The organism is Methylobacterium litchii (assembly GCF_038442315.1).
Lineage (GTDB): Bacteria > Pseudomonadota > Alphaproteobacteria > Rhizobiales > Beijerinckiaceae > Methylobacterium > Methylobacterium litchii.
In genome coordinates this window covers 154,507-176,799 of record NZ_JBBXMY010000005.1, presented here as the reverse complement: position 1 = coordinate 176,799, position 22,293 = coordinate 154,507, and the positions used below count along the sequence as shown (strand labels likewise).

The following is a 22,293-nucleotide window of genomic DNA, read 5'->3' as shown; positions in this document are numbered from 1 at the left end:
GTCTCCGTCGGATCAGGCCGCGTGGCGGCCGTCCCCGCGCCGAATCCTCGGCCGGCACCCGTGAGGTAGCATGAGCGCGCAACGCAGGCTTCGACTCCTCCTCTCCGTGGCGGCCCTCTTTCCGGTCGTCGCGGCGGGCTCGGCCCAGGCGCAGCAGAGCGGCGAGCTGATGCGCGACGCCCTCTCCGGCATCGGCCTCCTCGAAAAGCCGCAGGCGCCGATCGACTATCACGAGCGCGCGCCGCTGGTGATGCCGCCGAAGCTCGACGGCAACGCCCTCCCCGCGCCCCGTGCCCGCGCCAAGAACGCGGCCTGGCCGAAGGATCCCGAGATCGTCGCCCGCGAGCGCGAGGTCGAGGAGCGCCGGGTGCCCAAGGGCAACCAGACCGCCGGCCGCTACAACGACAACAACGCGACCATGTCGGTCGATGAGATGCGTGCCGGCCGCCGCGCCGGGGCGAACCTCACCACCGAGGCCGAGGACAAGCCCGGCGACAACGCCCGCCGCGCCTCGTGGCTCGACCCGCTCGAACTGTTCAAGGGCAAGAGCGAGGACAAGCAGGCTTCGGATGTCGAGCCGACCCGCGAGACGCTGGTCGAGCCGCCGAAGGGCTACCGGCAGGCGCCGAAGAAGCTCGTGCGCACCGAGGGCGAGCCGGTGAAGAACGCCAGCGCCGAGCGCGAGGAGGCCGATCCGGGCGCCTACCTCCGGTCGCAGCAGCGGCGCTGAGGCCGGGCGCGTCCGTGCGGGATACCGTGGCGCAGTTGCGACACGGGCCGACGACGGCAACATAGGGACTTTCCCGGTACGGCTCTTGCCGCCGGGAATCGCAAAGGCTCCGCGTTCCGGCCCCCCGTCAGGGAAGGGTCGCCGAGGGCGGAGCCGGGTAAGGACAAGCTTGATGCACCTCTTCAGGACGGGCACGCCGACCCTCTTCCCCCCGATGCGGGGCGCCCGCTTCGCGGCCACCGCCGGGCGGGGGGAGGCCGCCGCCTTCGGGGGCTCCGAGGCGGGCGGGCCGGAGGTCTCGTCCTTCACCCTCGACAACAACCTCGACGTGGTGGTGGTGCCCGATCACCGGGCGCCCGTGGCGACCCACATGATCTGGTACCGCAACGGGTCGGCGGACGATCCGCTCGGCCAGTCCGGCATCGCTCACTTCCTCGAACACCTGATGTTCAAGGGCACCGAGAAGCACCCCGTGGGCGCCTTCTCGAAGGCCGTCTCCGGCCTCGGCGGCCAGGAGAACGCCTTCACCAGCTACGATTACACCGCCTATTTCCAGCGGGTCGCCCGTGACCATCTCGGCACGATGATGGCCTTCGAAGCGGACCGGATGCACGGCCTCGTCCTCGACGACGCGGTGGTGGCGCCCGAGCGCGATGTGGTGCTGGAGGAGCGCCGGATGCGGGTCGAGACCGACCCCTCCGCCCAGCTCTCCGAGGCGATGGCGGCCTCGCTCTTCGTGCACCACCCCTACGGCATCCCGATCATCGGCTGGATGCACGAGATCGAGGGGCTGAACCGCGAGCACGCCCTCGACTACTACAACCGCTTCTACACGCCCGAGAACGCGATCCTGATCGTGGCCGGCGACGTGACCCCGGACGAGGTGCGGCGGCTGGCCGACGACACCTACGGCCGCGTCGCCCCGCGCGGCGCCCGCCCGGAGCGCCGCCGCCCCCGCGAGCCGGAGCCCCGCGCCCTGCGCCGGGTCTCGGTGGCCGACCCGAAGGTCGAGCAGCCGACCCTGCAGCGGCTCTATCTGGCCCCGTCCTGCATCACCGCCACGGATGGCGGCTGCCACGACCTCGAATTGCTGGCCGAGGTGCTGGGCGGCGGCTCGACCTCCTACCTCTACCGCAAGCTGGTACTGGAGCAGGGCATCGCGGTGAATGCCGGCGCCTGGTACATGGGCTCGGCCATCGACGACACCCGCTTCTCCGTCTACGCCGTGCCCGCCGAGGGCGTGAGCCTGGAGCAGTTGGAAGCCGCCCTCGACCGGGTGCTGGCCCGCGCCCCCTCGGACGCGCTGGCCCCCGACGCGATCGAGCGGGCCAAGACCCGCCTCGTGGCGGAGACCGTCTACTCGTCGGACAGCCAGTCCTCCCTCGCCCGCATCTACGGCTCGGCGCTGGCCATCGGCGAATCCATCGAGGACGTCCGCCGCTGGCCGACGGACATCGAGGCGGTGTCGCGGGAGCGCCTTCAGGCGGCCTGCGAGCGCTGGCTCTCCCCCGCCCGTTCCGTGACCGGCTACCTCACCAAGGCCCGGGACCCCGACGCCCCGGTCGCGCTGGCCGCCGAGTAGGTTCGTCCGAACCGCCTCCCGCCCGCGACCGCAACGAGAACACACGAGGCTGCCATGAACCTGGCCGACACCGACACGCAGAACGCCACGAGCCCCACGACGGCCTTGCCGGTCGTGGCCGTTCCCGGCGTCGAGGCGTGGCACGTCGAGTCCAACGTCGTGCCGATGATCGCCCTGTCCTTCACCTTCGAGGGCGGCGCCGCCCAGGACCCCGAGGGCAAGGCCGGCTGCGCGCAGATGCTGGCCCGTCTCCTCGACGAGGGCGCGGGCGACCTGACCTCCGATGCCTTCCAGGAGCGGCTGGCCGCGCGGGCCATCGAGCTCTCCTTCCATGCCGGCCCCGATGCGTTGGGCGGCTCGCTGAAGATGCTGCTCAAGCACGCGGACGAGGCCATCGACCTCCTCGCCCTGGCGCTGGCCAAGCCCCGCCTCGACCCGGACGCCATCGAGCGCGTGCGGGCGCAGGTGATGGCGGGTTTGCGCTACCAGCAGAACGATCCGGGCGTGATGGCCTCCCGCCGGTTCTTCAAGGAAGCCTTCGACGGGCATCCCTATGCCCGGCCCTCGTCGGGCACGATCGAGAGCGTCGCGGCGATCACCCGCGAGGACATCCTCGCCATGCATGCGCGCCTGATCGGGCGCGGGCGGATCAAGGTCGCGGCGGTGGGCGCCATCGGGGCCGAGGCCCTGGCGGAAGCTCTCACCCGCGCCTTCGGCACCCTGCCCGAGGCCGGCGCCCTGACCGCCGTGCCGCGCACGCAGATCAAGGAACTCGACCGCAAGATCGTGGTCGATCTCGACGTGCCGCAATCGGTCATCCGCTTCGGCATGGCCGGCATCCCGTGGCGCGACCCGGACTTCATCCCGGCCTACGTGCTGAACCATGTGCTCGGCGGCGGCGCCTTCACCTCGCGCCTGTTCCAGGAGGTGCGCGAGAAGCGCGGCCTCGCCTATTCGGTCGGGACGTCGCTGGTCAGCCACCGCTCGGCGGCGATGATCTGGGGCTACACCGCCACCAAGAACGAGCGCGTCGGCGAGGCCCTGTCGGTGATCGGCGACGAGATCGGCCGGCTCATCACGGAAGGCCCCTCCGACGAGGAGTTGCAGAAGGCCAAGGACTACCTCACCGGGTCCTACGCTTTGGGCTTCGACACCTCGACCAAGATCGCGCACCAGCTGGTGCAGATCGCCTTTGAGGATCTGGGCATGGACTACATCGCCCGCCGCAACGCGATGGTGGAGTCCGTGACCCAGGCCGACATCCGCCGCGCCGCCGCCCGCACCTTCGCCGACGGCAAGATGCTCGTCGTCGCCGCCGGCCGCCCCGTGGGGCTCTGAGGCCGGGTCAGGCCGCTTCGCGGCTCAGGGGGGCGATCTGCGCGATCTCTGAGCCGACGCTGCGGGTCAGCGTCTCGACCTCATACTGGCGTTGCAGATTGAGCCAGAAATCCGGGCTCGTGCCGAAGTACCGGCCGAGCCGGAGGGCCGTGTCCGTCGAGATGCCGATCTGCTCGGCGGCGATCCGTTCGATGCGGGTCCGCGGCACATGGCAGGCGCGCGCCACCTCCCCTGCCGACAGGCCGAGCGGGATCAGGAACTCCTCGCGCAGCACCTCACCGGGGTGGAGTGGCGGAAGGACCGTATCGGTTTCGTATGCGATAGCCATCAGTATCTCCTCGCGGAGTGGGGCGATGCCCCGCTTAGTGATAATCGACGATCTCGACCTCTGCCGGACCTCTCTCGGTCCACCGTAAGCAGATCCGAAACTGATCGTTGATTCGGATCGCATGTTGGCCTGCCCGCTCCCTGGTGAGCGGGTGCAACCTGTTGCCAGGGGGCGCCCTCAGATCGTTGAGCGAGGCGGCGGCATGGATCTGACGGAGCTTGCGCCGCGCCGTCACGAGAATCGAAGCCGGTAGTCCTTTGGGATGCCGGCCATCGAAGACTGCCTCCGTCGTTTCGTTCGCAAAGCTGAGAATCGCCACCGTACGTCCCACCCGTCACGTTTTGTATCACTCAGTGATACAAAACGGTCAAGGGTGATCCCAGTGTTGTCCCGTTCAGGCCAGCCGGCGCACCGCCGCCACCGCCTCGTCGTCGACTCTGTCGACGTCAGGGGCGTCGATGTGGCGGTAGCGGGCCTGGATGAGGCCGAAGGCGCCGAAGGCCATATGGCCGGCGGCGACCAGGGCGAGGAGCGCCGTGCCGTAGGGCTGACGCCGCAGCAGCACGAAGGCGTCGCCGAGGCCCTTCGCCTCGGCCGAACTCTGGTACCACGCGGCGGCGGCGACGAAGCCGCCGATGATCAGGAACGCCACCCCCCGCGCCGCATAGCCGAACCGGCCGGTCGGCTCGGCCCAGCGCCGCCGCGCCTCCCCGTCGAGGGCGAGGCGGGCCGTCGTGTCGCCCTTCCAGGCGCGGGCGAGGTAGCCGATCGCCGTGCCCGCCACGGCGAGGCCGACCAGGGCCACCAGCCACCGGCCCATCGGCTTGGCCAGCAGCCACGCCGTGCCGTCATGCACGCCGTCGCCCCCGCCGAAGCCGAGCCCCAGGCAGAGCGAGGCCGCCGTGCCGGCCAACCCGAGATAGAGCAGCGCGCTCACGAGGTGGGCGCCGCGCGTCACGAGGCCCTTCAGGGAGGTGCCGCGCCGGTCGGCATCCGTCACCGCCTCCACCGCGCGCCACAGGGCGAAGGCGAGGAGCCCCAGCGCGATCAGCCCGACGAGCACGGCGCCGAACGGCCCGACGAGGACGGTGCGCAGGGCGTCATGGCTGTCCCCCGGCCGCCCGCCGCCGAAGGCCGCCAGCAGGGCGAGGCCGCCCACGAGGACGTAGACGGTGCCCCGCGCGCCGTAGCCGTAGCGGGCGAGGCGTTCGAGGGCGTTGCGCCCGCCGGGGATGGTCTTCGCAGACGGGACGCTGGGCATGGGACCGGGGCTATGTGGACCCCGCTCAACGCGCGAGCGCGGCCATCCGTTCAGGCCCCCGCCTTCTCGGCCCGGCCGGTGAGGGCGACGTAGAAGCCGAGCCCGTCCTGGGCCGGCAAGGTCTGCAGGCGCTCCACGAGGCCCCGGCGCTTGGCGTCGAGGAGAAGCCGTCCGGCCGGCTGGAACAGGGTCTCGCCGCCGCCCTCCGGCGGGGGGTCGAGCCGCACGGCGACGGTCTTGCCCTTCGCGAAGCGGCTGCGCTCGATCATCTCCCGCAGGGACGCCTCGGCCGTCGCCTTGTTGGCCCCGCGCAGGTCGAGCACCGATTCGGCGTCCGTGACGCCCAGCGAGCCGCGCAGCTTGGCGGCGTAGAAGTCATCGAAGTGGGGCAAGGGCACTGCGCTCGCGCGTTGGAGAATCCGCTATCCCGCCAGATGTCGCGCAAAGGCGTGCCGCCGTCGAGTTCTCCGTGGCCGGAGGGGCGATCAGCCGCCGCCCAGGCGCAGGCCGTCGAGGGAGCGGCCGGCTTCCAGGAAGCGCTGCGGATCCACCGGCTCGCCGTCGATCCGGGTCTCGTAATGCAGGTGCGCGCCGGTGGAGCGGCCGGTGGAGCCGACATAGCCGATCACGTCGCCCGCCGCGACGCGCTGGCCCGGCCGCACCACGATGCGGGCGAGGTGGCCGAAGCGGGTGGCGAGGCCGTGGCCATGGGTGAGCTCGACCATGTTGCCGTAGCCGCCGGCCCATTCGGCCTCGGTGACGACGCCCGGCGCCGTGGCCCGCGCCGGCTCGCCGTACTCGGCTTTGAAGTCGAGGCCGGTATGCAGGGCGAGGCCCCGGGTGAACGGGTCGAGCCGGGGCCCGAACGGGCTCGACAGGCTGGATTCGCCGGAGAGCGGCTTGCGCAGGGGTAGGTCCCCGACGGCCTGCCGCAGGCGCTGGCCGTTGCCGATCAGCCGGCCGACGAGGCTCAGGCCGCCGTCGAAGCCCTGCTGCTGGATGGCCGTCGCGTCGAGGGGCACGAGGGGGCCGCCGACCCGCTCGCCCGGCGCGGGCGGCAGCAGGCGCGACGGATCGATCCCGGCGCGGGCGACGACGGCGCGCAGGCGCGCGATGCCGGTCTCGGCGCCCCGCGCGAGGCGCCCGAGATGGGCGCCCTGTGCCTCCTCCAGCCCGCCGAGGCGGGCTTCGAGGCGGATCAGCCCATCTTCGGTCTCCAGGGCGCTGCGGCGGTCGGGCAAAGGGGCAGGCCAGGGTGCTGGGGTAGCCTCGGCGGCGGAGTCCTGCCGCAATTCGAACCCGGTCAGGGGGGCGGCGTAGGCCCTTGCCGGGCTGGGAAGGGATCCGGTGGCGGCGGTGTCGATCAGGCCCGAGAGGGCGGCCTGGCGGCGCTCCAGCTCGGCCTGCCGGTCGAGGGCGCCCTGCACCCGCGCGGCGAGGCTCGCCCGGGCCTCGGCGCCCTCCTGCCGGGCGCCGTCGACGCGCTCCTGCAGCCCGGCGATCCGCGCCTCGTAGGCGTTGCGCATCGCCACCTGCCCGGCCACGATCCGGCCGAGCGCCTCGTCCCGGAACAGGACGAGGTAGGTCGCGGTGCCCGACCAGAGCAGGCTCACCGCGAGTCCCGCGCCGAGCCACGGCCTGAGGCGCCGGGGCGCCCCATCCTGTATGTGCGCGGAAGTCGTTCGAATCATTCGGGAGGCTCGAAGGCGTTCCCCGTATTCAGACCCGATCAGGGTTAAGGATCCGTGCGGACCCTATTCCTCTACGGCAGGGCGCGGGCAGCCTCGAGCACCTCCTCGGCATGGCCCGGCACCTTCACCTTCGGCCAGATGCGCGCGACCGTGCCCTCCCGGTCGATCAGGACGGTGGTCCGCTCCACGCCCATGTACTTGCGCCCGTACATGCTCTTCTCGACCCAGACGCCGTAGGCGCCGAGCACCGCCTTGTCCTCGTCCGAGGCGAGGGGGAAGGCGAGCCCGTACTTGCCGCAGAACCTGTCGTGGCTCTTCACCGGATCGGGCGACATTCCAATGATTCGCGCTCCAGCCGTCTCGAAAGCCGGCAGAAGGGCGTTGAATCCCTGCGCTTCCAGAGTACAACCGCTCGTGTCGTCCTTAGGATAGAAGTACAACACGATCTTGTGTCCCTTGAGCGCAGCCAGTGCGATGCGCCCTCCTCCCGAGGCGGGCAGGTCGAAATCCGGGGCGGCAGCCCCCTCGCTCAAGGCCATCGTGCCTTCCTTTCGGCCGATTGATGGTGTGGGTGAACGCCAGTTCCGGCGCCCCGCCCGGACAGCCAAGCCCGGCGCGCCGCCGCTGTAAAGGCCGCATGCGCACCGATTCACCGCAAGCGGGAATCCCGTCCCGCCCTGCGATCACCGAACGAGAACACCCGGACCAAGGGGCTCGATGGCGGATCTGAAGATCACGAGTCGCCCGACGAGGCAGGGACAACGGCATTGGGGCTGGCGTTGCCTTCTGGGCATGGTCGGCACCGTGACGCTGCTCGGCCTCGTGATCGGGGTCGCGGCGATCCGCCTGTCCAACGGCCCGATGCGGATCGACGGCCTGTCGGCCGCCGTGGCCAAGGCGGTGGCCGAGCGGATCGGCCCCGGCTGGTCGATCGCGCTCCGCGGCAGCAGCCTCGAACTCGACCGCGAGAACGCGCTCGCCCTGCGCTTCACCGGGCTCGACATCCGCAACCCGCAGGGGGCGCTGGTGGTGCGCGCGCCGCTGGCCCTGGTCAGCCTCGACCCCTGGGGCCTGCTGACGCTGAGCCTGAAGCCGCGCTCCATCGAGTTCCGCGACACCCAGACCACGGCCCTCGTCCACAAGGACGGCTCCATCGCCTTCGCCGCCTCCGAGGCGACCCAGCCCGTCGACATCGAGCCGCACACGCCCCCGAGCGTCGATGCGGCCCGGGGCAACGTCTCGCCCCTCTCGGCGGCCCTCGCCTCGATCTTCGGCGTGGTGCTCGATCCCGGCGGCGTGGTCGGCGCCCTCGACCGGGCGCGGATCACCGACGCGCGGATGCGCCTCATCGACGACGATGGCCGGGAGCGGGCGGTCTTCGCCCGGGTCAACGGCCTGTTCGGGCGCGATCCGGTGAACGGCACCCGCAGCTTCGAACTGCGCCTCGACGGCCCGCACGGCGAGTGGCGCTTCGGCGGCAGCCTGCACGAGAACGGCGACGGCGCCCGCTCCGGCCGCATCAGCCTGGACGACCTGCCCGTCACCGATCTCCTGCTGCTCGCGGGCCAGTCCGGCCTGCCGCTCACCACGGACCTGAAGCTCTCGGCCCGCGCCGACGTGGCCCTGAAGAACGGCGCCATCACCACGATGAGCGCCAAGGTTCATACCGGCGAGGGTACGTTCCTCATCGAGGAGAAGGATTTCAACCCGGTCACGATCGACGACCTGAGCGCCACCCTCGATTGGGACGAGGCCGCCCGGACCATGGCCCTCAGCGCCCTCGACTACGTGGGCGGCGGCAACACGCTCCATCTCACCGGCAACTGGGCCCAGAGCCCGCCCGGCGCCGACTCCGCCTGGACGGCCTCGCTCTCCGGCCGCGACGGCACCCTGCGCGGGGCGACGTCGAAGGACGTGCCGGTGCGGATCGACAGCCTCGACACCCGCCTCACGGGCCGCAACGGCGGCATCGTCATCGACGATTTCGCCCTCTCCGGCCCCGGCGTGAAGGGGCACATCACCGGCACGGTCGGCACCGAGGCCGACGACGGCGGCATCAACCTGCACATCCTCGCGAGCGAAGGCGAGGTGCGGACCTTCCTGCGCCTCTGGCCCGAACACATCGCCCCGGCCGTGCGCTACTACCTCGCGGACCAGCTCCGCGGCGGCCATGTCGACAATGCCGACATGAAGGTCGTGATGACCGGCACGGAGATCGCGGAGGCGACCAAGGGCGCGCCCCTTCCCGACAAGGGGTTGAACATCGCCTTCCGGGTCTCGGACGCGGCCATCGACGTCTCGGCGGACGCGCCGCCCATCGTGAAGGGCACCGTCACCGGCCTGATCACCGGCCGCTCCACCGCGATCCGCAACGTGACCGCCGAGGTGCGCGGCGCCGACGGGCGCTCCGTCTCCCTCTCGGACGGCAGCTTCGTGATCGCGGATGCCAACCCCGACCACGTGGTGGCGCAGATCGGCCTTCGGCTCTCCGGCGGCGCGGACGGCCTCGCCAGCGTCCTCGAATCGAAGCTGTTCAAGAGCGTGCTCAGCGCCGAGGTCGAGCCGGCGACCGTGAAGGGCAATGTCGACCTGCGCGTCGACTTCCCCCTCGACCTCAAGCACATCCCCGACCTCGCGGACATGCCGATCACCCTGTCGGGCTCGCTCACCGACCTGTCCGTGGACAAGGTCGTCGGCAAGGACCGGCTGGAGGCGGGCCGCTTCGCGGTGAGCTACGACAAGGGCGCCGTCGCCGTGAAGGGCGAGGGCCGGGTCGGCGGCGCGCCGATCACCGTCGAGATGCATCAGGCCAAGATCGGGGCACCGGGCGAGGCGGTGGTGAGCCTCGCCCTCGACGACGCCCTGCGCGTGAAGAAGGGCCTGCCGGCCGCGCCGCAACTCACCGGCACCGTGCCGGTGAAGGCGGTGATCGCCTTCGGCAAGTCGGGCGCGACCAAGACCCCCGTGCGGATCGAGGCCGACCTCACCAAGGCGGGGATCGACGGGATCCTGCCGGGCTTCACCAAGCCGTCGGGCCGGGCGGGCAAGATGGCCATGACCCTCACCGAGCGCGAGGGCGGCTACGACCTGCGCGACATCGCCGTCGATGCCGGGCAGGCCTCGGTGCGGGGCAGCGCCACGCTCTCCACCGAGGGCGGCCTGGAGCGGGCCGAACTCACCAGCGTGAAGCTCTCGCCGGGGGACGATTTGCGCGTCGTGGTCGACCGCAGCGGCAGCACCTACAAGGTGGTGGTGCGCGGCGCAGTGCTGGATGCACGACCGTTCCTGAAATCCCTCTCCGGGCCGGACGGCAAGGGCGGCAAGGAGGCGGCGCCGAAGGATATCGAGGCCGACATCCAGGTGCCGATCGTCACCGGCTTCAACGACGAGGCGATCACCAGCGCCAACTTCAAGCTTTCCTTACGCGGCCACGACCTGCGCTCGGGCACGATCTCCGGCCGCTTCCGCTCGTCGCCGCTGGTGGCGAACGTGACGCGCGGCGAGCGCGGCGCACCGACCCTCGCCGTGGAATCGGCCGATGCGGGGGCGACGCTGCGCTTCCTCGACATCTACAAGAAGATGTATGGCGGGCGCCTCGCCGCCGGGATCGGGCTGAACGACGGGCCGCAGACGGGCGTGGTGCAGATCCGCGACTTCTCCCTGCGCAACGAGCCGGCCCTGTCGAGCATCATGGCCCAGGGGCCGGACCCGGCCGAAGCCGAGCCGCCGCCGCCGACCCCGCGCGGGCGCAAGGCGGCGCCGGCCCCGGCGCCCTCCACCGGCTCCGTCACCTTCGACCGGATGCGCGCGAACTTCGTGCGCACGGGGACGCGGGTGGACTTCACCGATGCGGCGATCTCGAACGCGGCGCTGGGCTTCACCCTGTCGGGCTGGCTCGACACGGGCCGGGAGCGCACGGACATCAATGGCACCTTCGTGCCGCTCTACGGGCTGAACAACGTCGCCGCGCAACTGCCGATCGTCGGGCCCCTCCTCGGGGGCGGAAACAACGAGGGGCTGTTCGCCGTGAATTTCCGCGTGTCCGGCCGGCTGTCGAGCCCGGACGTGACCGTGAACCCCCTCTCGGCCATCGCGCCGGGCTTCCTGCGCAAGCTGTTCAGCGCGGGCGGCGGCCCCTTCGCCGAGGGCATGCCCGGCGCACCGTCCGGCGATCGCTGACGAAAAAGCCCGGCGCGATTTCTCGCACCGGGCCCGGTTCCGTCAGCGCGGGGGGCTTACTTCTCGACGAAGGCCTTCTCGATCACGAAGTGACCGGCCTCGCCGTGGTTGCCTTCCTCGTAGCCGCCATCGGCCAGGAGCTGGCGCGTGTCGCGGATCATGTCCGGCGAGCCGCAGAGCATGAAGCGGTCGGCGTCCTTCGACATCGGCGGCAGGCCGATATCCTCGAACAGCTTGCCCGACACCATCAGGTCGGTGATCCGGCCGCGGTTTCGGAACGGCTCGCGGGTCACGGTGGGGTAGTAGATCAACTGCTGCGCGATCATCTCGCCCAGGAACTCGTGCTGCGGCAGGTCCTGCGTGATGGTCTCGCCATAGGCGAGTTCCTGCACCTGCCGGCAGCCATGGACCAGCACGACCTTCTCGAACCGGTCGTAGGTCTCGGGGTCCTTGATGATCGACAGGAAGGGCGCGAGGCCGGTGCCGGTGCCGAGGAGGTAGAGGTGCCGGCCGGGCAGCAGGTTGTCGAGCACCAGGGTGCCGGTGGGCTTCTTGCCGACGATGATCGGATCGCCGACCTTGAGATGCTGGAGCTTCGAGGTGAGCGGGCCGTTCGCCACCTTGATGGAGAAGAACTCCAGCTCGTCCTCGTAATTGGCCGAGACGACCGAATAGGCGCGCAGGAGCGGCCGCCCCTCGACCTCCATGCCGATCATCGTGAATTCGCCGTTGCGGAAGCGGAAAGCGGGATCCCGCGTGGTGCGGAACGAGAACAGTGTGTCGGTCCAGTGGTGCACCGACAGCACCCGCTCTTCGTAATACTTGCTCATCGCGGCATCAGTCCCCACAGCCTGGCATGGTCTGGCGATTTCGGATTTGGCTGGCTTTTCCCGCGCTGCGGCACGCGCGTCAAGGCACGCGACGCCACACCGCGCGCAGAAGTGAACCTCCTGGAATCGTTCGAATTTCTTAACGCCGCAGGGGCTTGAGCCCTGCTTCGATGGCGGCCCGGCGCGGTTCGAGGAACGGCGGCAGGGCGAGGCGTTCGCCAAGCGTCTCCAGGGGCTCGTCGGCGGCGAAGCCCGGCCCATCGGTGGCGATCTCGAACAGGATGCCGTTCGGCTCGCGAAAATACAGGCTGCGGAAGTAGTAACGGTCCACCGGCCCGCTCGACGGGACGCGGTTCGCCCGCAGCCGGTCGGCCCAGGCGTCGTACTCGGCATCGGGGATGCGGAAGGCGACATGGTGGACGCCGCCGGCCCCCGCCCGCGCCGGAGCGGAGGTGTCGCGCAGAAGCTGGATCTCCGCCGCCGGGCCGCCGGGACCCATGGCGAAAACCTCGACCCGCCCTTCCAGCGCATCGAAGCCCCGCTCCCGGCGCATGCCCAGAACGTCGGTCAGCACGGCGCCCGTGCGCTCCGGCTGGGCCACCGCGAGGCGGATCGGCCCGAGGCCGCGAATCTGTTCGGGAGCCGGGACCGGCGAGCGGTCCCAGGGATGGGCCTCGCCCGCGCCGCCGTCGTCCACCAGGGCGAGGCGCTGGCCCTCCGGATCCTCGAAGTCGAGGGTGAGGCGTCCGTCGCGGGTCTCGGGTGCGCTGCGCGTCACGCCGGCCCGGTCGAGGCGTTCGCACCAGCCGTCCAGGCCGCCCGCCACCCGGAGGTGCGTGCGGACGATGCTGTTCGCGCCCCGCCGCTCAGGGGGCGCCGGCCAGTCGAAGAAGGTGATGTCGCTGCCGGGGCTCGCGAGCCCGTCCGCGTAGAACAGGTGGTAGGCGGAGACGTCGTCCTGGTTCACCGTCTGCTTCACGAGCCGCAGGCCGAGCACCTCCGTGTAGAAGGCGAGGTTGTCCGCCGCGCAAGCGGTGACGGCCGTCAGATGGTGGATGCCGGTGAGGTTCATGGTCTCTCGGGGTCGTGCCGAACGTCCGCCACACATGGCGGCCCGAGGCGACCTTTGCGAGTCCGCCCTACAGGTCCCCGAAGACGAGCTGCCCCTGGTTGCGGCGTCCCGTCGGGGCGGATTTCTCCTTGGCCTTGACCGGCGGCTTGGTCGAGGCGGGCTTGCGCGGCTTCGGATCGCCGCGCAGCCGGGCGACGGCTCGGTCGCGGGCCACGGCCTCGGGGGCGTGCGGATCGTCGGTGAGCCACTTGCCCCGCTTGATGACCTCGTTCACGCGGCCCTGGTTCACGCCGACCTTGAAGGCGATCTCCTGCTGGGTCATGCCCGTGCTGGCGTGAAGCTCCAGGATCGAGCGGGCGAGTTCCGGGGTCATCTTCTGCCCCGAGAGGCGCCGGGCGGGCTTCACCGTGCGGGTCGCGCGGTCGCGCTCCCGCAGGCGCTCCAGCAGCGCCAGCGCCATGTTCATGCCGTGCTCGCGCAGGGCTTCCTCGAATTCCTTGAGCGTCGCCATGGGCGCCGTCCTCCGTCGGCCCAGCCTCGTCTCAGGGAGAGAACGTGCCGGGAACGGCGAAGTTGCGCAAGGACGCCGGTCATTCATCCACCGGAAACGGCCCTGGCCCGGCGGCGCGGGCCGGGCTACAGCCCCGCCGCAGCATGACCTTCGCCTGGATTCCCCTCATCGCCGCGCCGCTCGCCGCCGCCCTCTCGGCGGGGCTGATCCTGCGGCTGATGCCGCTGCTGCGCCGCTACGCCCTCGCCCGGCCGAACGCCCGGTCGAGCCACACCGAGCCGACGCCGCAGGGCGGGGGCATCGCGGTGGTGACGGCCCTCGTGACCGTCTCGGGGCTCCTGGCCGGGGCGCCGGAGGTCGGCCCGCGCGAGGCCTGGACCTGGCTCGCGGGCTGCACCCTGGCCCTCGCCGTCCTCGGGGCGGTGGACGACCTGCGCCCGCTCCCGGCCCTGCCCCGGCTGGCGGTGCAGGTCCTCGTCGTCGGGCTGCTGGTCTCCCATCTCGACGGGCGGCTCGTGCCGGAGATCCCCCTGTGGCTGGAACGCGCCCTCGCGACGCTGGCCGGCCTGTGGTTCGTGAACCTCACGAACTTCATGGACGGGCTCGACTGGATGACGGTGGCCGAGATCGTCCCCGTCTCGGCGGCCCTCGTCCTGTTCGGCCTCGCCGGAACCCTGCCCCTGCTGCCGACCCTGGTGGCGGCCTCCCTGCTCGGGGCGATGCTCGGCTTCGCACCGTTCAACCGGCCGGTGGCGGGCCTCTTCCTCGGGGATGTCGGCTCCCTGCCCGTGGGCCTCGTGACGGCGTGGCTGCTCTGGCACCTCGCGGCGACCGGCGGCTTCGCGGCGGCGCTCCTGCTGCCGCTCGTCTACCTCGCGGATGCGAGCCTCACCCTCGCCGCCCGCGCGAGGCGGCGGGAGCGCGTCTGGGAGGCGCATCGCTCCCATTTCTACCAGCGGGCGACGGTGAACGGCCTCACCGTCCGGGGCGTGGTGGGGCGGGTGTTCCTGGCGAACCTCGCGCTGGCGGGCCTCGCGGCCGCGAGCGTGGTATGGCCGTCCTGGCCGGTCTCGCTCGCCGCCCTCGCGGCGGGGTGCGGGATCGTCGCCCTCCTGCTGCGGCGCTTCGCGGGAATTGCCTCATGACCGGTCTCGTGGCGCTCACCGGGGCGACGGGCTTCATCGGCCGCCACCTCCTCGCGGCGCTGACGGCGCGGGGCTACCGGGTGCGGGTGCTGCTGCGCCGGCCGGTCGAGGTGCCGCCGGGGGCGGCGAGCGCGGTGGTGGGCGATCTCACCCGGCCGATCAACATGGCCGCCGCCCTGTCGGACGTGGACGCGGTGGTCCATTCCGCCGGCCTCGCCCACGCCATGTCCGGCGCGCCGGAGGACGATTACCGCACCCTCAACACCGAGGCGACGGCCCGCCTCGCCCAGGCCGCCGAGCGGGCAAAGGTGCGCCGCTTCGTGTTCCTGTCCTCGATCCGCGCCCAGACGGGGGCGACCGCCCCCGGCATCGTCACGGAGGCGGACGAGCCCCGCCCCACCGACCCCTATGGCCGCTCGAAGCGCGAGGCCGAAAAGGCGCTCGCCGCCACCGGGCTCGACTGGGCGGCGCTGCGGCCGGTCCTCGTCTACGGCCCCGGCGCGAAGGGCAATCTGGAGGCGCTGCTGCGGCTCGCCGGCTCGCCCTATCCCCTGCCGCTGGGAGGCTTGGGGGCCCAGCGCTCGCTGATCTCGGTGGAGAGCCTTGCGGCGGCGGTGGATACGCTGCTGCGGACGCCGGAGCCCCTGCGGGCGCCGTTCATCGCCGCCGACCCGGACCCGCTGACCCTGCCGGAGATGATCGCCGCCCTGCGCGACGGGCTCGGCCGGCGGCCGGGGCTGCTGCCGGTGCCGGAGCCGCTGATCGGCCTCGCCTGCCGCCTCACGGGGCGTGGGGAGCTGTTCGACCGGGTGGCGGGGGGCCTCGTCGCCCGCAGCGACGGCCTCGCGCGCCTCGGCTGGCAGCCGGCCATGCCGACGCGGGAGGGGTTGGCGCGGCTGGCGCGCTCAGCCTAGGGCCACGGGCTCGGCGGCGGCGGGGATCATCGGTGAGCCGGGCAGCGCGGCGGCCTCCGCCTTCGCCGCCCCGCGCTCGCGGAAATGCGGCACCGCCTCCTCGAACACCGCATCCGCCGCCGCCCGGTCGCCGCTCTCCACGGCGGCGCGCAGGCGGGCGATCCAGGCGTCGAGGCGGGGCCGGTCGGCGAAGATCGGCTGGGCCGCCATCACGCCCTCGATGCCGGGCAGGCCGATGCGCGGCTCCTCGCGGGCGAACAGGATCTCGTTCAGCCGCTCGCCGGGCCGGGCGCCGGTATAGGCGATCTCGATCTCGGTGCCGGGCTCGAACCCCGCGAGCCGGATCATCCGCTCGGCGAGTTCGGCGATGCGCACCGGCTGGCCCATCTTCAGCACGTAGACGGCGGCCTGCTCGCCCCCGTCCGCCCGCGCCTCGCCGTCGGCATGGGAGGCGGCGGTGAGCACGAGGTCGCAGGCCTCGCGCACGGTCATGAAGTAGCGGACCATGTCCGGGTGGGTCACGGTCAACGGGCCGCCCCGGGCGATCTGCGCCTTGAACACCGGCACCACCGAGCCCGCCGAGCCGAGCACGTTGCCGAAGCGCACGGCGATCAGCCGGGTCGGGTGGCCGGGCAGGCGGGCCTGCGCCGCGTCGAGGGACTGGGCGATCATCTCCGCGAAGCGCTTGGTGACGCCGAGTTGCGAGACCGGCTCGATGGCCTTGTCGGTGGAGATCATCACCAGGGCGCGGGCGCGGGCGGCCACGGCGGCCTCGGCCACGTTGAGGGAGCCGAAGACGTTGGTCTTAATGCCCTCCTGCCAGTCCCGTTCGAGGAACGGCACCTGTTTCAGGGCGGCGGCGTGCATCACGTAATCCGGCCGGAAGGCCGCGATCACCGCGAAGGTCCGCTCCCGGTCGCGGATGTCGGCGATGACGCCCGTCACCTCCGCCGGCGCGTCGATGATCGCCGGGTGGCTGAGGATGCCGTGCAGCGCCGGCTCCGAGGATTCGAGCACCAGCACGGCGGCGGCGCCGAAGGCCACCGCCCGCAGGCAGATCTCGGAGCCGATGGAGCCCCCGCCCCCCGTCACCACCACCCGGCGGCCGGTGAGGAAGCCCTCCAGCCGGGGCCGGTCGATGGCCACGGTCGGGCGCAGCAGCAGGTCCTCGATCTCCAGCGGTGCCAGTTCCGGCCCCTGCGTGCCTTCCCCCAGCCCGACCACGCGGGCGAGGGGCAGGCCGAGGCGCCGCGCGCGGGCGATGAGGTCGTCGGGGGCGGATTCGGGGGCGAGCGCGCTCGGCGCCGCCACCAGCCGGCGGATCGGCTCGCCGCGCGCGCCGCAATCCATCACCACCCGCTCCAGCTCGGTGAAATCGCCGAGGACGGGCACGCCGCGCATGTACTGCCCGGCCTCGTCCCGGCGGGGGGACAGGATGCCCCGCGGCGCGAGCTTCTTCACCGCGCCGGATTCGATGGCGCGCAGGAGCACGTCGATGTCGGAGCCGCGCCCGAGCAGTAGGGTCGGCACCGTGGCGGCCTTGGCGTTCGATTGCCGCGAGCGCGTGTATTTCAGGTAGCGGAACGCCGCCCGCGTCCCGCCCAGCAGGAAGATCTGCAACACCCAGTAGAGGGGAATGGCGATCTTGCCGAAGAAGTAGAAGCCGTAGAGATCGGCCGAGACCAGCACCCAATCGACGACGAGGAGCACCAGGGCCAGCACGCTCGCCGCGCGGACGATTCCCGCGAGGTCCGGCAGGGAGGCGAAGCGCCACTTGGTCCGGTAGAGCCGGAACCGGGCGTAGACGACTCCCGCGACGACGAGGAACGGCGGCAGCAGCAGCGGCAGGGCGTGCAGCCGCTCGGCGAGCATCGCCCCCTGGAAGCGGAACAGGAAGGTCAGCACCACGGCCGCGGCGGTCGCCGCGAGATCGTGGGCCACCATCACCGCGGTCTTGGCGAGGCGCTGCTGCATCGGATCGGCCGGGGGTATCCGCCTCGGGGCCGGGCCTGTCAACGGAGGCGGCCGCCGCAGCCGGGCTCAGGCCGGCGCGAAGTGCCCCCTGTAGCGCGCGCCGATGCGCTCCACCGGCAGCGCCACGAACACGTCCGTGGTGCCGAACTGGCGGTCCACCACGGCGCCGTCGCCGAAGGTGGCGCCGAGCCGCAGGTAGCCTTTGATCAGCGGCGGCAGGGCCTGCAGCGCGGCCTTCGGGTCCACCGCCTCCTTCGAGAGCCGGTCCATCCGCACCGCCCGCTCCGGCAGGGCGCAGGCGCGCCACGCCTCGGGGGCGCGGGCATGGTGGTGCAGGAAGGAGAGCGGCAGGGCGAGGCGATCCGGGTCCGTCCCCTCCAGGGAGGCGCAGCCGATCAGCGCGTCGATCCGGTGGTGCAGGACGTAGGCGTAAATGCCCTGCCACAGCAATTCGACGGTGCGCTTGCCCCGGTAGGGCTTCAGCACGCAGGAGCGCCCGAGTTCGAGAAGGCGGCGGCCGCCCTGCGCGGCCAGCACGGGGGAGAGGTCGTACTCGCCCTCGGAGTAGAAGCCGTGATGGCGCTCGGCCACCTCGCCGCGCAGCAGCCGGTAGGTGCCCACCACCTTGGGCCGGGGGGCGCGGAACGGCGTCTTGGCCGGCTTCAGGATGTCGTGGTCGAGCACCAGAAGGTGATCGCACAGGGTATCGTAGGCATCCGCGTCCCGCCGGGACAGGGAGGCGAGGCCGGTCGGCACCGCCGACATCTCCTCGTAGAACACCTTGAAGCGCAGGCGCTGCGCCCGGCGGATCTCCGAGCGGCGGGTGGCGAGGCGGACCTCGAGGTTGCCGATGCGCCCGAGGCTGCGGCCCTTGAGGCCGTCCGCGCCGGGCTCCGGCAGGCGGATCGCATCCGCCTCGGCCAGGACGTCGGCGATCTCGGCGGGGGTCGGCCGGCGCGTCAGCTTGGCGAGGGGCGCCGTGACGCCCCATTGCACGCCCCGGTGCAGCCCGGCACCCAGCGCGGCAACCGCCTCGCGGTGGAACAGATTCGCGGCCATCGCCCCCTCGCCCCGCACGCCCGACCGGACGCTGCGGGTTTCGACATCACCATGAGGTGAGCACGGCATTATGACAGTCCGGGCCGCATGAAAACGCCCCGGCCGATGGCCGGGGCGCTCCCTCACGCGGAGGTTGCGGGCGCGCTTACGCGGCCCGACGGTCGCCCTCGGAGACCTGACCCTCGATCACCGGCGCGGCGGGGCGGCGGCCCGAGGCGATTTCGATGCGGCGGGGCTTCTTGGCCTCCGGCACCTCACGGACGAGGTCGACGTGGAGCAGGCCGTTCTCGAGAACGGCGCCCGTCACCTGCACGTGGTCCGCGAGCTGAAAGCGGCGCTCGAAGGCCCGGGCAGCGATGCCCTGGTGCAGGAACTCGGCGCGCTTCTCGGCCTCGCCCTTGCGCTCGCCGCGCAGGGTCAGGGCATTCTCCCGAACCTCGATCGACAGGTCCTCATCGGTGAAGCCGGCCACCGCGACGGTGATGCGGTAGGCGTTCTCGCCCGTGCGCTCGATATTGTAGGGCGGATAGCTCGGAGCGGTTTCGGTGCTCGCGAACTGATCGAGGGCGGAGAACAGGCGGTCGAAACCGACGGTGGAGCGATAAAGGGGAGCAAGATCGAACTGACGCATGACATATCCTCTTGAAGAGCAACATGTTCGGTGGTCCGCCCAATGGGCCGGACCGGTCTCTCGTGCCGCCTAAGGGCCGGCACGGACTGGATATCGGGGCGCCGGATCGGGGTCGCAAGACCCTCCGGCGGGCCGGGAAAACGGATTTTTTCCGGGGCGTGGATCAGGCTGCCCCGGGGGCAGTGGCGGGGAGTCGGCGCGGGTGACACGGTTCGACGGCAAGGACGGGCCCAAGCCCGCGATGCTCAGCCTGCGCGACACGCCGGGCAACCCGGTCCCGCCGGGCGGGACCATCGTGGCGGTGGGTACGGGGGACGATTGCACCCTGCGCACGGCGACGTGGCGGCCGACCACGCGCAGCTGCCGGGGCACGGTCACACTGCTCCAGGGGCGGGCCGAGTTCATCGAGAAGTACTACGAGACGATCCGCGACCTGCGCGGGCGCGGCTTCGCGGTGGTGGCCTTCGACTGGCGCGGCCAGGGCGATTCCGACCGGCGGGTGGACGACCCACACAAGGGCCATGTCGACCGGTTCGACGATTACCGCCTCGACATCCTGGCCGTCGCGGATTCGGTGCTGACGACGATGCCCGGGCCGCATCTCTGCCTCGCCCATTCCATGGGCGGCTGCGTCGCCCTGACCGGCGCCCTCGACGGCTGGCTGCCGTTCAAGCGCCTCGTGACCGTGGCGCCGATGCTGTCGATCCGCATGATCCGCATGCCGCTCGCGGCCTCGATCCTGGCGCGGGGGCTGCACCGCCTCGGCTTCGGCCGCCGCTACATCCCGTTCGGCAAGCCGGTCTCGATCGCCACGAAGCCCTTCGCCGGCAATCGCCTGTGCCGGGATCCCGAGCGCTACGCCCGCAACGCCGAGGCCGCGCGGCAGGTGGGCGCCGGGGCGGTGGGCGATCCGACCATCGCGTGGCTCGCGGGGGCGTTCCGGGCCATGGCCCGCCTGCGCCATCCCCGCGCCGCGCCGCGCATCACCCTGCCGACGCTGATCGTCGCGGCGGGCGCCGACCCGGTCTGCGGCACGCCCGTCACCGAGCGCTTCGCCGCGCGGCTGAAGGCGGGCCACATCCTCGTTCTGCCGGATGCCCGCCACGAGATCCTGAGCGAGCGCGAGGCGATCCGGCAGGATTTCTGGGCGGCCTTCGACGCCTTCATGCCGGGCACCGACCTCCCGACCCATGCGGAGGTCGCGCAGCACGCGGCGCCGGTGCCGGTCTAGCCCGCGAGGGCGGGGTCGATGTCGCGGGGGCGGACGAAATGCTCCAGCCGGCCCCGGTTCGGGGCGACCCCGGCCCAGGTCTCGGCCTCGAAGTCGATCACCGCGAAGGCGGCGGTGGGGAATTCGCTCGCCAGCAGGGCGCGCAGGCCCCGGGGCCCCTGCCCCGCCAGCATCACCGCGAGGTCGCCGAGGCCGGGATTGTGGCCGACGACGATGAGCGTGCCCGCCTCGTCCGGCGCGGCGCGGATCGCGGCGAGGACGTCCTCGGCGGCGGCCTCGTAGATCTCCGGCACGGTCTCCTCGCGCGGATCGCCGAGGGCGCCCTTCACGGCGGCCCAGGTCTCGCGCGTGCGCTGTGCCGGCGAGACGAGGGCGAGGTCCGGGCGCAGGCCCTCCGCCGCGATCCGCTCGCCGACGACGGGCGCCGCCCGCTTGCCGCGCTTGTTCAGGGGCCGTTCGAGGTCCCGCACGCCCGCCGGCCGGTCGGACTTGGCATGGCGGAGGAGGATGAGGCGGCGCATCTCTCGTTTCCAATCGAGTTGTCTGACCCGTTCGTCTTCGCGAGCGGAGCGAAGCGATCCAGGGCAGCGCGAGGCTGGCGAGCGTGGCGCTGCTGGATTGCTTCGCTCCGCTCGCAATGACGACCAAATCCTTGGGGATATGTCTTAGCCGCAGCGCCCCTCGCGGCGGAGCTGGTCGAAGTCGAGCGTCCCATGGCGCCCGCTGGCCTTGCCGGCGTCCCAGCCCTGCTGCAGCCGTTCCAGCGCCTGACTGTCCCGATGCTGCGACCACAGGCGTACCGCGTCGCGAACCGCCTCGCTCGTGGACGCGTATTCACCCGCCTCGACTGCATCGCGCAGGCGTGCGGCCATCGGCTCGGGAAATACCACCGTCATCCGTCCGCGAACCGCCACTTCGAACCTCCTCCGGCCGCCGTAACAGGACGAACTAACCCTTCCGCCCCTCGCGCCGGGTCATGAAGGCGAGCTTCTCGAACAGGCTGACGTCCTGCTCGTTCTTCAACAGCGCCCCGTGCAGCGGCGGGATGAGCTTGCGGCCGTCCTGCTCGCGCAGGGTCTCGGGGGCGATGTCCTCGGAGACGAGGAGCTTCAGCCAGTCGAGCAGTTCCGAGGTCGAGGGCTTTTTCTTGAGGCCCGGCACCTCGCGGGTCTCCAGGAACACCCGCAGCGCCTCCTCCACGAGGCGGTGCTTGATGCCCGGGTAATGCACCTCGACGATGGCGCGCAGCGTGTCCGCGTCGGGGAAGCGGATGTAGTGGAAGAAGCAGCGGCGCAGGAACGCGTCCGGCAGCTCCTTCTCGTTGTTCGAGGTGATGATCACCACCGGCCGGCGGACGGCCTTCACCGTCTCACCGGTCTCGTAGACGTGGAACTCCATCCGGTCGAGTTCGGTGAGGAGATCGTTCGGGAACTCGATGTCGGCCTTGTCGACCTCGTCGATCAGCAGGACCGGCCGCTCGGGGGCGGTGAAGGCCTCCCACAGCTTGCCCCGGCGGATGTAGTTGGCGATGTCCGAGACCTTCGGGTCGCCGAGCTGCGAGTCGCGCAGGCGCGAGACCGCGTCGTACTCGTACAGCCCCTGCTGCGCCTTCGTCGTGGACTTCACGTTCCACACGATGAGCGGCGCGTTCAGCCCCTTGGCGATCTCCTCGGCGAGCACGGTCTTGCCGGTGCCGGGCTCGCCCTTCACGAGGAGCGGACGCTCCAGGGTGACGGCCGCGTTCACCGCCGCCGTCAGGTCGGGGGTGGCGACGTAGGTGTCGGTGCCGGAAAATCGCATCGCGGTCTCGAAGGCTG

22 protein-coding genes are annotated in these 22,293 nt (G+C 71.8%); 7 read left to right on the top strand and 15 right to left on the bottom strand.

Annotation, left to right across the window (positions count from 1 at the left end; genetic code table 11):
• Nucleotides 1-70 precede the first annotated feature (70 nt).
• The 3 genes from AAHF99_RS11900 to AAHF99_RS11890 all read left to right on the top strand — a co-directional run bounded on the left by AAHF99_RS11900 (nt 71) and on the right by AAHF99_RS11890 (nt 3,650).
• On the top strand, nt 71-730 hold the full coding sequence (locus AAHF99_RS11900) for a hypothetical protein (RefSeq protein WP_342164524.1): 660 nt from the start codon (nt 71-73) through the stop codon (nt 728-730).
• A 172-nt stretch (nt 731-902) separates the two neighbouring features.
• Nucleotides 903-2,312, top strand: coding sequence for a M16 family metallopeptidase (locus AAHF99_RS11895; RefSeq protein WP_412759874.1), 1,410 nt, complete (start codon nt 903-905; stop codon nt 2,310-2,312).
• Nucleotides 2,313-2,366: 54 nt separating this feature from the next.
• Nucleotides 2,367-3,650 carry a M16 family metallopeptidase gene (locus tag AAHF99_RS11890; protein ID WP_342164523.1) on the top strand — a complete coding sequence of 428 codons (1,284 nt, stop codon included), beginning with the start codon at nt 2,367-2,369 and terminating at the stop codon, nt 3,648-3,650.
• A 7-nt stretch (nt 3,651-3,657) separates the two neighbouring features.
• On the opposite strand, the gene AAHF99_RS11885 is transcribed toward AAHF99_RS11890, so the two are convergent.
• The 6 genes from AAHF99_RS11885 to AAHF99_RS11860 all read right to left on the bottom strand — a co-directional run bounded on the left by AAHF99_RS11885 (nt 3,658) and on the right by AAHF99_RS11860 (nt 7,469).
• On the bottom strand, nt 3,658-3,978 hold the full coding sequence (locus AAHF99_RS11885) for a HigA family addiction module antitoxin (protein WP_342164522.1): 321 nt from the start codon (nt 3,976-3,978) through the stop codon (nt 3,658-3,660).
• A gap of 34 nt (nt 3,979-4,012) precedes the next feature.
• Nucleotides 4,013-4,297 (bottom strand): type II toxin-antitoxin system RelE/ParE family toxin, encoded by a 285-nt coding sequence (locus AAHF99_RS11880; protein ID WP_342164521.1) that lies wholly within the window; start codon nt 4,295-4,297, stop codon nt 4,013-4,015.
• Between the two features lie 75 nt (nt 4,298-4,372).
• Nucleotides 4,373-5,239: a DUF1206 domain-containing protein gene (locus AAHF99_RS11875; RefSeq protein ID WP_342164520.1), complete on the bottom strand. Its 867-nt coding sequence runs from the start codon at nt 5,237-5,239 to the stop codon at nt 4,373-4,375.
• Between the two features lie 50 nt (nt 5,240-5,289).
• Nucleotides 5,290-5,631: a hypothetical protein gene (locus AAHF99_RS11870; RefSeq protein WP_243952912.1), complete on the bottom strand. Its 342-nt coding sequence runs from the start codon at nt 5,629-5,631 to the stop codon at nt 5,290-5,292.
• A 93-nt stretch (nt 5,632-5,724) separates the two neighbouring features.
• Complete coding sequence (locus AAHF99_RS11865; RefSeq protein ID WP_342164519.1) at nt 5,725-6,852, bottom strand: M23 family metallopeptidase; 1,128 nt, start codon at nt 6,850-6,852, stop codon at nt 5,725-5,727.
• Between the two features lie 149 nt (nt 6,853-7,001).
• Entirely contained in the window at nt 7,002-7,469 is a 468-nt protein-coding gene (locus AAHF99_RS11860; protein WP_243952910.1) for a peroxiredoxin, read from the bottom strand.
• Nucleotides 7,470-7,722: 253 nt separating this feature from the next.
• Between AAHF99_RS11860 and AAHF99_RS11855 the strand changes: the two genes are divergently transcribed.
• Entirely contained in the window at nt 7,723-11,109 is a 3,387-nt protein-coding gene (locus tag AAHF99_RS11855) for a YhdP family protein (protein WP_342164518.1), read from the top strand.
• Between the two features lie 56 nt (nt 11,110-11,165).
• Here the strand turns inward: AAHF99_RS11855 and AAHF99_RS11850 are convergent, their stop codons facing one another.
• The 3 genes from AAHF99_RS11850 to AAHF99_RS11840 all read right to left on the bottom strand — a co-directional run bounded on the left by AAHF99_RS11850 (nt 11,166) and on the right by AAHF99_RS11840 (nt 13,522).
• Nucleotides 11,166-11,939, bottom strand: a complete 774-nt coding sequence (locus AAHF99_RS11850; protein WP_342164517.1) for a ferredoxin--NADP reductase — start codon at nt 11,937-11,939, stop codon at nt 11,166-11,168.
• 139 nt (nt 11,940-12,078) lie between these two features.
• A complete protein-coding gene (locus AAHF99_RS11845) occupies nt 12,079-13,011 on the bottom strand; it encodes a ring-cleaving dioxygenase (RefSeq protein ID WP_342164516.1) in 933 nt (310 codons plus the stop codon).
• Nucleotides 13,012-13,078: 67 nt separating this feature from the next.
• Nucleotides 13,079-13,522 carry an RNA polymerase subunit sigma-70 gene (locus AAHF99_RS11840; RefSeq protein ID WP_342164515.1) on the bottom strand — a complete coding sequence of 148 codons (444 nt, stop codon included), beginning with the start codon at nt 13,520-13,522 and terminating at the stop codon, nt 13,079-13,081.
• A gap of 143 nt (nt 13,523-13,665) precedes the next feature.
• Here AAHF99_RS11840 and AAHF99_RS11835 point away from each other — a divergent pair, with 143 nt between their 5' ends.
• Nucleotides 13,666-14,667: an MraY family glycosyltransferase gene (locus AAHF99_RS11835; RefSeq protein ID WP_342164514.1), complete on the top strand. Its 1,002-nt coding sequence runs from the start codon at nt 13,666-13,668 to the stop codon at nt 14,665-14,667.
• The gene (locus AAHF99_RS11830) at nt 14,664-15,581 is read left to right on the top strand and encodes an NAD-dependent epimerase/dehydratase family protein (RefSeq protein WP_342164513.1); all 918 of its coding nucleotides are present in this window, start codon (nt 14,664-14,666) and stop codon (nt 15,579-15,581) included. Before AAHF99_RS11835 ends, AAHF99_RS11830 begins: the two co-directional genes overlap by 4 nt.
• On the opposite strand, the gene AAHF99_RS11825 is transcribed toward AAHF99_RS11830, so the two are convergent.
• From AAHF99_RS11825 to AAHF99_RS11815, 3 genes are all read right to left on the bottom strand, one after another.
• Entirely contained in the window at nt 15,573-17,555 is a 1,983-nt protein-coding gene (locus AAHF99_RS11825) for an SDR family NAD(P)-dependent oxidoreductase (protein WP_342164512.1), read from the bottom strand. The genes AAHF99_RS11830 and AAHF99_RS11825 overlap by 9 nt on opposite strands.
• A 66-nt stretch (nt 17,556-17,621) precedes the next feature.
• Nucleotides 17,622-18,614 (bottom strand): l-ornithine N(alpha)-acyltransferase, encoded by a 993-nt coding sequence (gene olsB, locus AAHF99_RS11820; protein ID WP_342164511.1) that lies wholly within the window; start codon nt 18,612-18,614, stop codon nt 17,622-17,624.
• A gap of 145 nt (nt 18,615-18,759) precedes the next feature.
• Nucleotides 18,760-19,245 carry an Hsp20 family protein gene (locus AAHF99_RS11815; protein WP_342164510.1) on the bottom strand — a complete coding sequence of 162 codons (486 nt, stop codon included), beginning with the start codon at nt 19,243-19,245 and terminating at the stop codon, nt 18,760-18,762.
• Nucleotides 19,246-19,486: 241 nt separating this feature from the next.
• Here AAHF99_RS11815 and AAHF99_RS11810 point away from each other — a divergent pair, with 241 nt between their 5' ends.
• Entirely contained in the window at nt 19,487-20,476 is a 990-nt protein-coding gene (locus AAHF99_RS11810; protein WP_342164703.1) for an alpha/beta hydrolase, read from the top strand.
• Here AAHF99_RS11810 and AAHF99_RS11805 read toward each other — a convergent pair.
• The 3 genes from AAHF99_RS11805 to AAHF99_RS11795 all read right to left on the bottom strand — a co-directional run bounded on the left by AAHF99_RS11805 (nt 20,473) and on the right by AAHF99_RS11795 (nt 22,276).
• Complete coding sequence (locus AAHF99_RS11805) at nt 20,473-20,997, bottom strand: SixA phosphatase family protein (RefSeq protein ID WP_342164508.1); 525 nt, start codon at nt 20,995-20,997, stop codon at nt 20,473-20,475. The genes AAHF99_RS11810 and AAHF99_RS11805 overlap by 4 nt on opposite strands.
• 144 nt (nt 20,998-21,141) lie before the next feature.
• On the bottom strand, nt 21,142-21,372 hold the full coding sequence (locus tag AAHF99_RS11800; protein ID WP_342164507.1) for a ribbon-helix-helix domain-containing protein: 231 nt from the start codon (nt 21,370-21,372) through the stop codon (nt 21,142-21,144).
• A gap of 52 nt (nt 21,373-21,424) precedes the next feature.
• On the bottom strand, nt 21,425-22,276 hold the full coding sequence (locus AAHF99_RS11795) for an AAA family ATPase (protein WP_342164506.1): 852 nt from the start codon (nt 22,274-22,276) through the stop codon (nt 21,425-21,427).
• Nucleotides 22,277-22,293 lie beyond the last annotated feature (17 nt).

What these genes read in the sequence shown, in the direction of transcription:
- AAHF99_RS11850 (WP_342164517.1), bottom strand. Translation starts at nt 11,939, where the DNA reads ATGAGCAAGTATTACGAAGAGCGGGTGCTGTCGGTGCACCACTGGACC.
- AAHF99_RS11875 (WP_342164520.1), bottom strand. Translation starts at nt 5,239, where the DNA reads ATGCCCAGCGTCCCGTCTGCGAAGACCATCCCCGGCGGGCGCAACGCC.
- AAHF99_RS11805 (WP_342164508.1), bottom strand. Translation starts at nt 20,997, where the DNA reads ATGCGCCGCCTCATCCTCCTCCGCCATGCCAAGTCCGACCGGCCGGCG.
- AAHF99_RS11830 (WP_342164513.1), top strand. Translation starts at nt 14,664, where the DNA reads ATGACCGGTCTCGTGGCGCTCACCGGGGCGACGGGCTTCATCGGCCGC.
- AAHF99_RS11890 (WP_342164523.1), top strand. Translation starts at nt 2,367, where the DNA reads ATGAACCTGGCCGACACCGACACGCAGAACGCCACGAGCCCCACGACG.
- AAHF99_RS11800 (WP_342164507.1), bottom strand. Translation starts at nt 21,372, where the DNA reads ATGACGGTGGTATTTCCCGAGCCGATGGCCGCACGCCTGCGCGATGCA.
- AAHF99_RS11795 (WP_342164506.1), bottom strand. Translation starts at nt 22,276, where the DNA reads ATGCGATTTTCCGGCACCGACACCTACGTCGCCACCCCCGACCTGACG.
- AAHF99_RS11815 (WP_342164510.1), bottom strand. Translation starts at nt 19,245, where the DNA reads ATGCGTCAGTTCGATCTTGCTCCCCTTTATCGCTCCACCGTCGGTTTC.
- AAHF99_RS11825 (WP_342164512.1), bottom strand. Translation starts at nt 17,555, where the DNA reads ATGCAGCAGCGCCTCGCCAAGACCGCGGTGATGGTGGCCCACGATCTC.
- AAHF99_RS11845 (WP_342164516.1), bottom strand. Translation starts at nt 13,011, where the DNA reads ATGAACCTCACCGGCATCCACCATCTGACGGCCGTCACCGCTTGCGCG.
- olsB (WP_342164511.1), bottom strand. Translation starts at nt 18,614, where the DNA reads ATGGCCGCGAATCTGTTCCACCGCGAGGCGGTTGCCGCGCTGGGTGCC.
- AAHF99_RS11895 (WP_412759874.1), top strand. Translation starts at nt 903, where the DNA reads ATGCACCTCTTCAGGACGGGCACGCCGACCCTCTTCCCCCCGATGCGG.
- AAHF99_RS11810 (WP_342164703.1), top strand. Translation starts at nt 19,487, where the DNA reads ATGCTCAGCCTGCGCGACACGCCGGGCAACCCGGTCCCGCCGGGCGGG.
- AAHF99_RS11855 (WP_342164518.1), top strand. Translation starts at nt 7,723, where the DNA reads ATGGTCGGCACCGTGACGCTGCTCGGCCTCGTGATCGGGGTCGCGGCG.
- AAHF99_RS11840 (WP_342164515.1), bottom strand. Translation starts at nt 13,522, where the DNA reads ATGGCGACGCTCAAGGAATTCGAGGAAGCCCTGCGCGAGCACGGCATG.
- AAHF99_RS11900 (WP_342164524.1), top strand. Translation starts at nt 71, where the DNA reads ATGAGCGCGCAACGCAGGCTTCGACTCCTCCTCTCCGTGGCGGCCCTC.
- AAHF99_RS11860 (WP_243952910.1), bottom strand. Translation starts at nt 7,469, where the DNA reads ATGGCCTTGAGCGAGGGGGCTGCCGCCCCGGATTTCGACCTGCCCGCC.
- AAHF99_RS11885 (WP_342164522.1), bottom strand. Translation starts at nt 3,978, where the DNA reads ATGGCTATCGCATACGAAACCGATACGGTCCTTCCGCCACTCCACCCC.
- AAHF99_RS11835 (WP_342164514.1), top strand. Translation starts at nt 13,666, where the DNA reads ATGACCTTCGCCTGGATTCCCCTCATCGCCGCGCCGCTCGCCGCCGCC.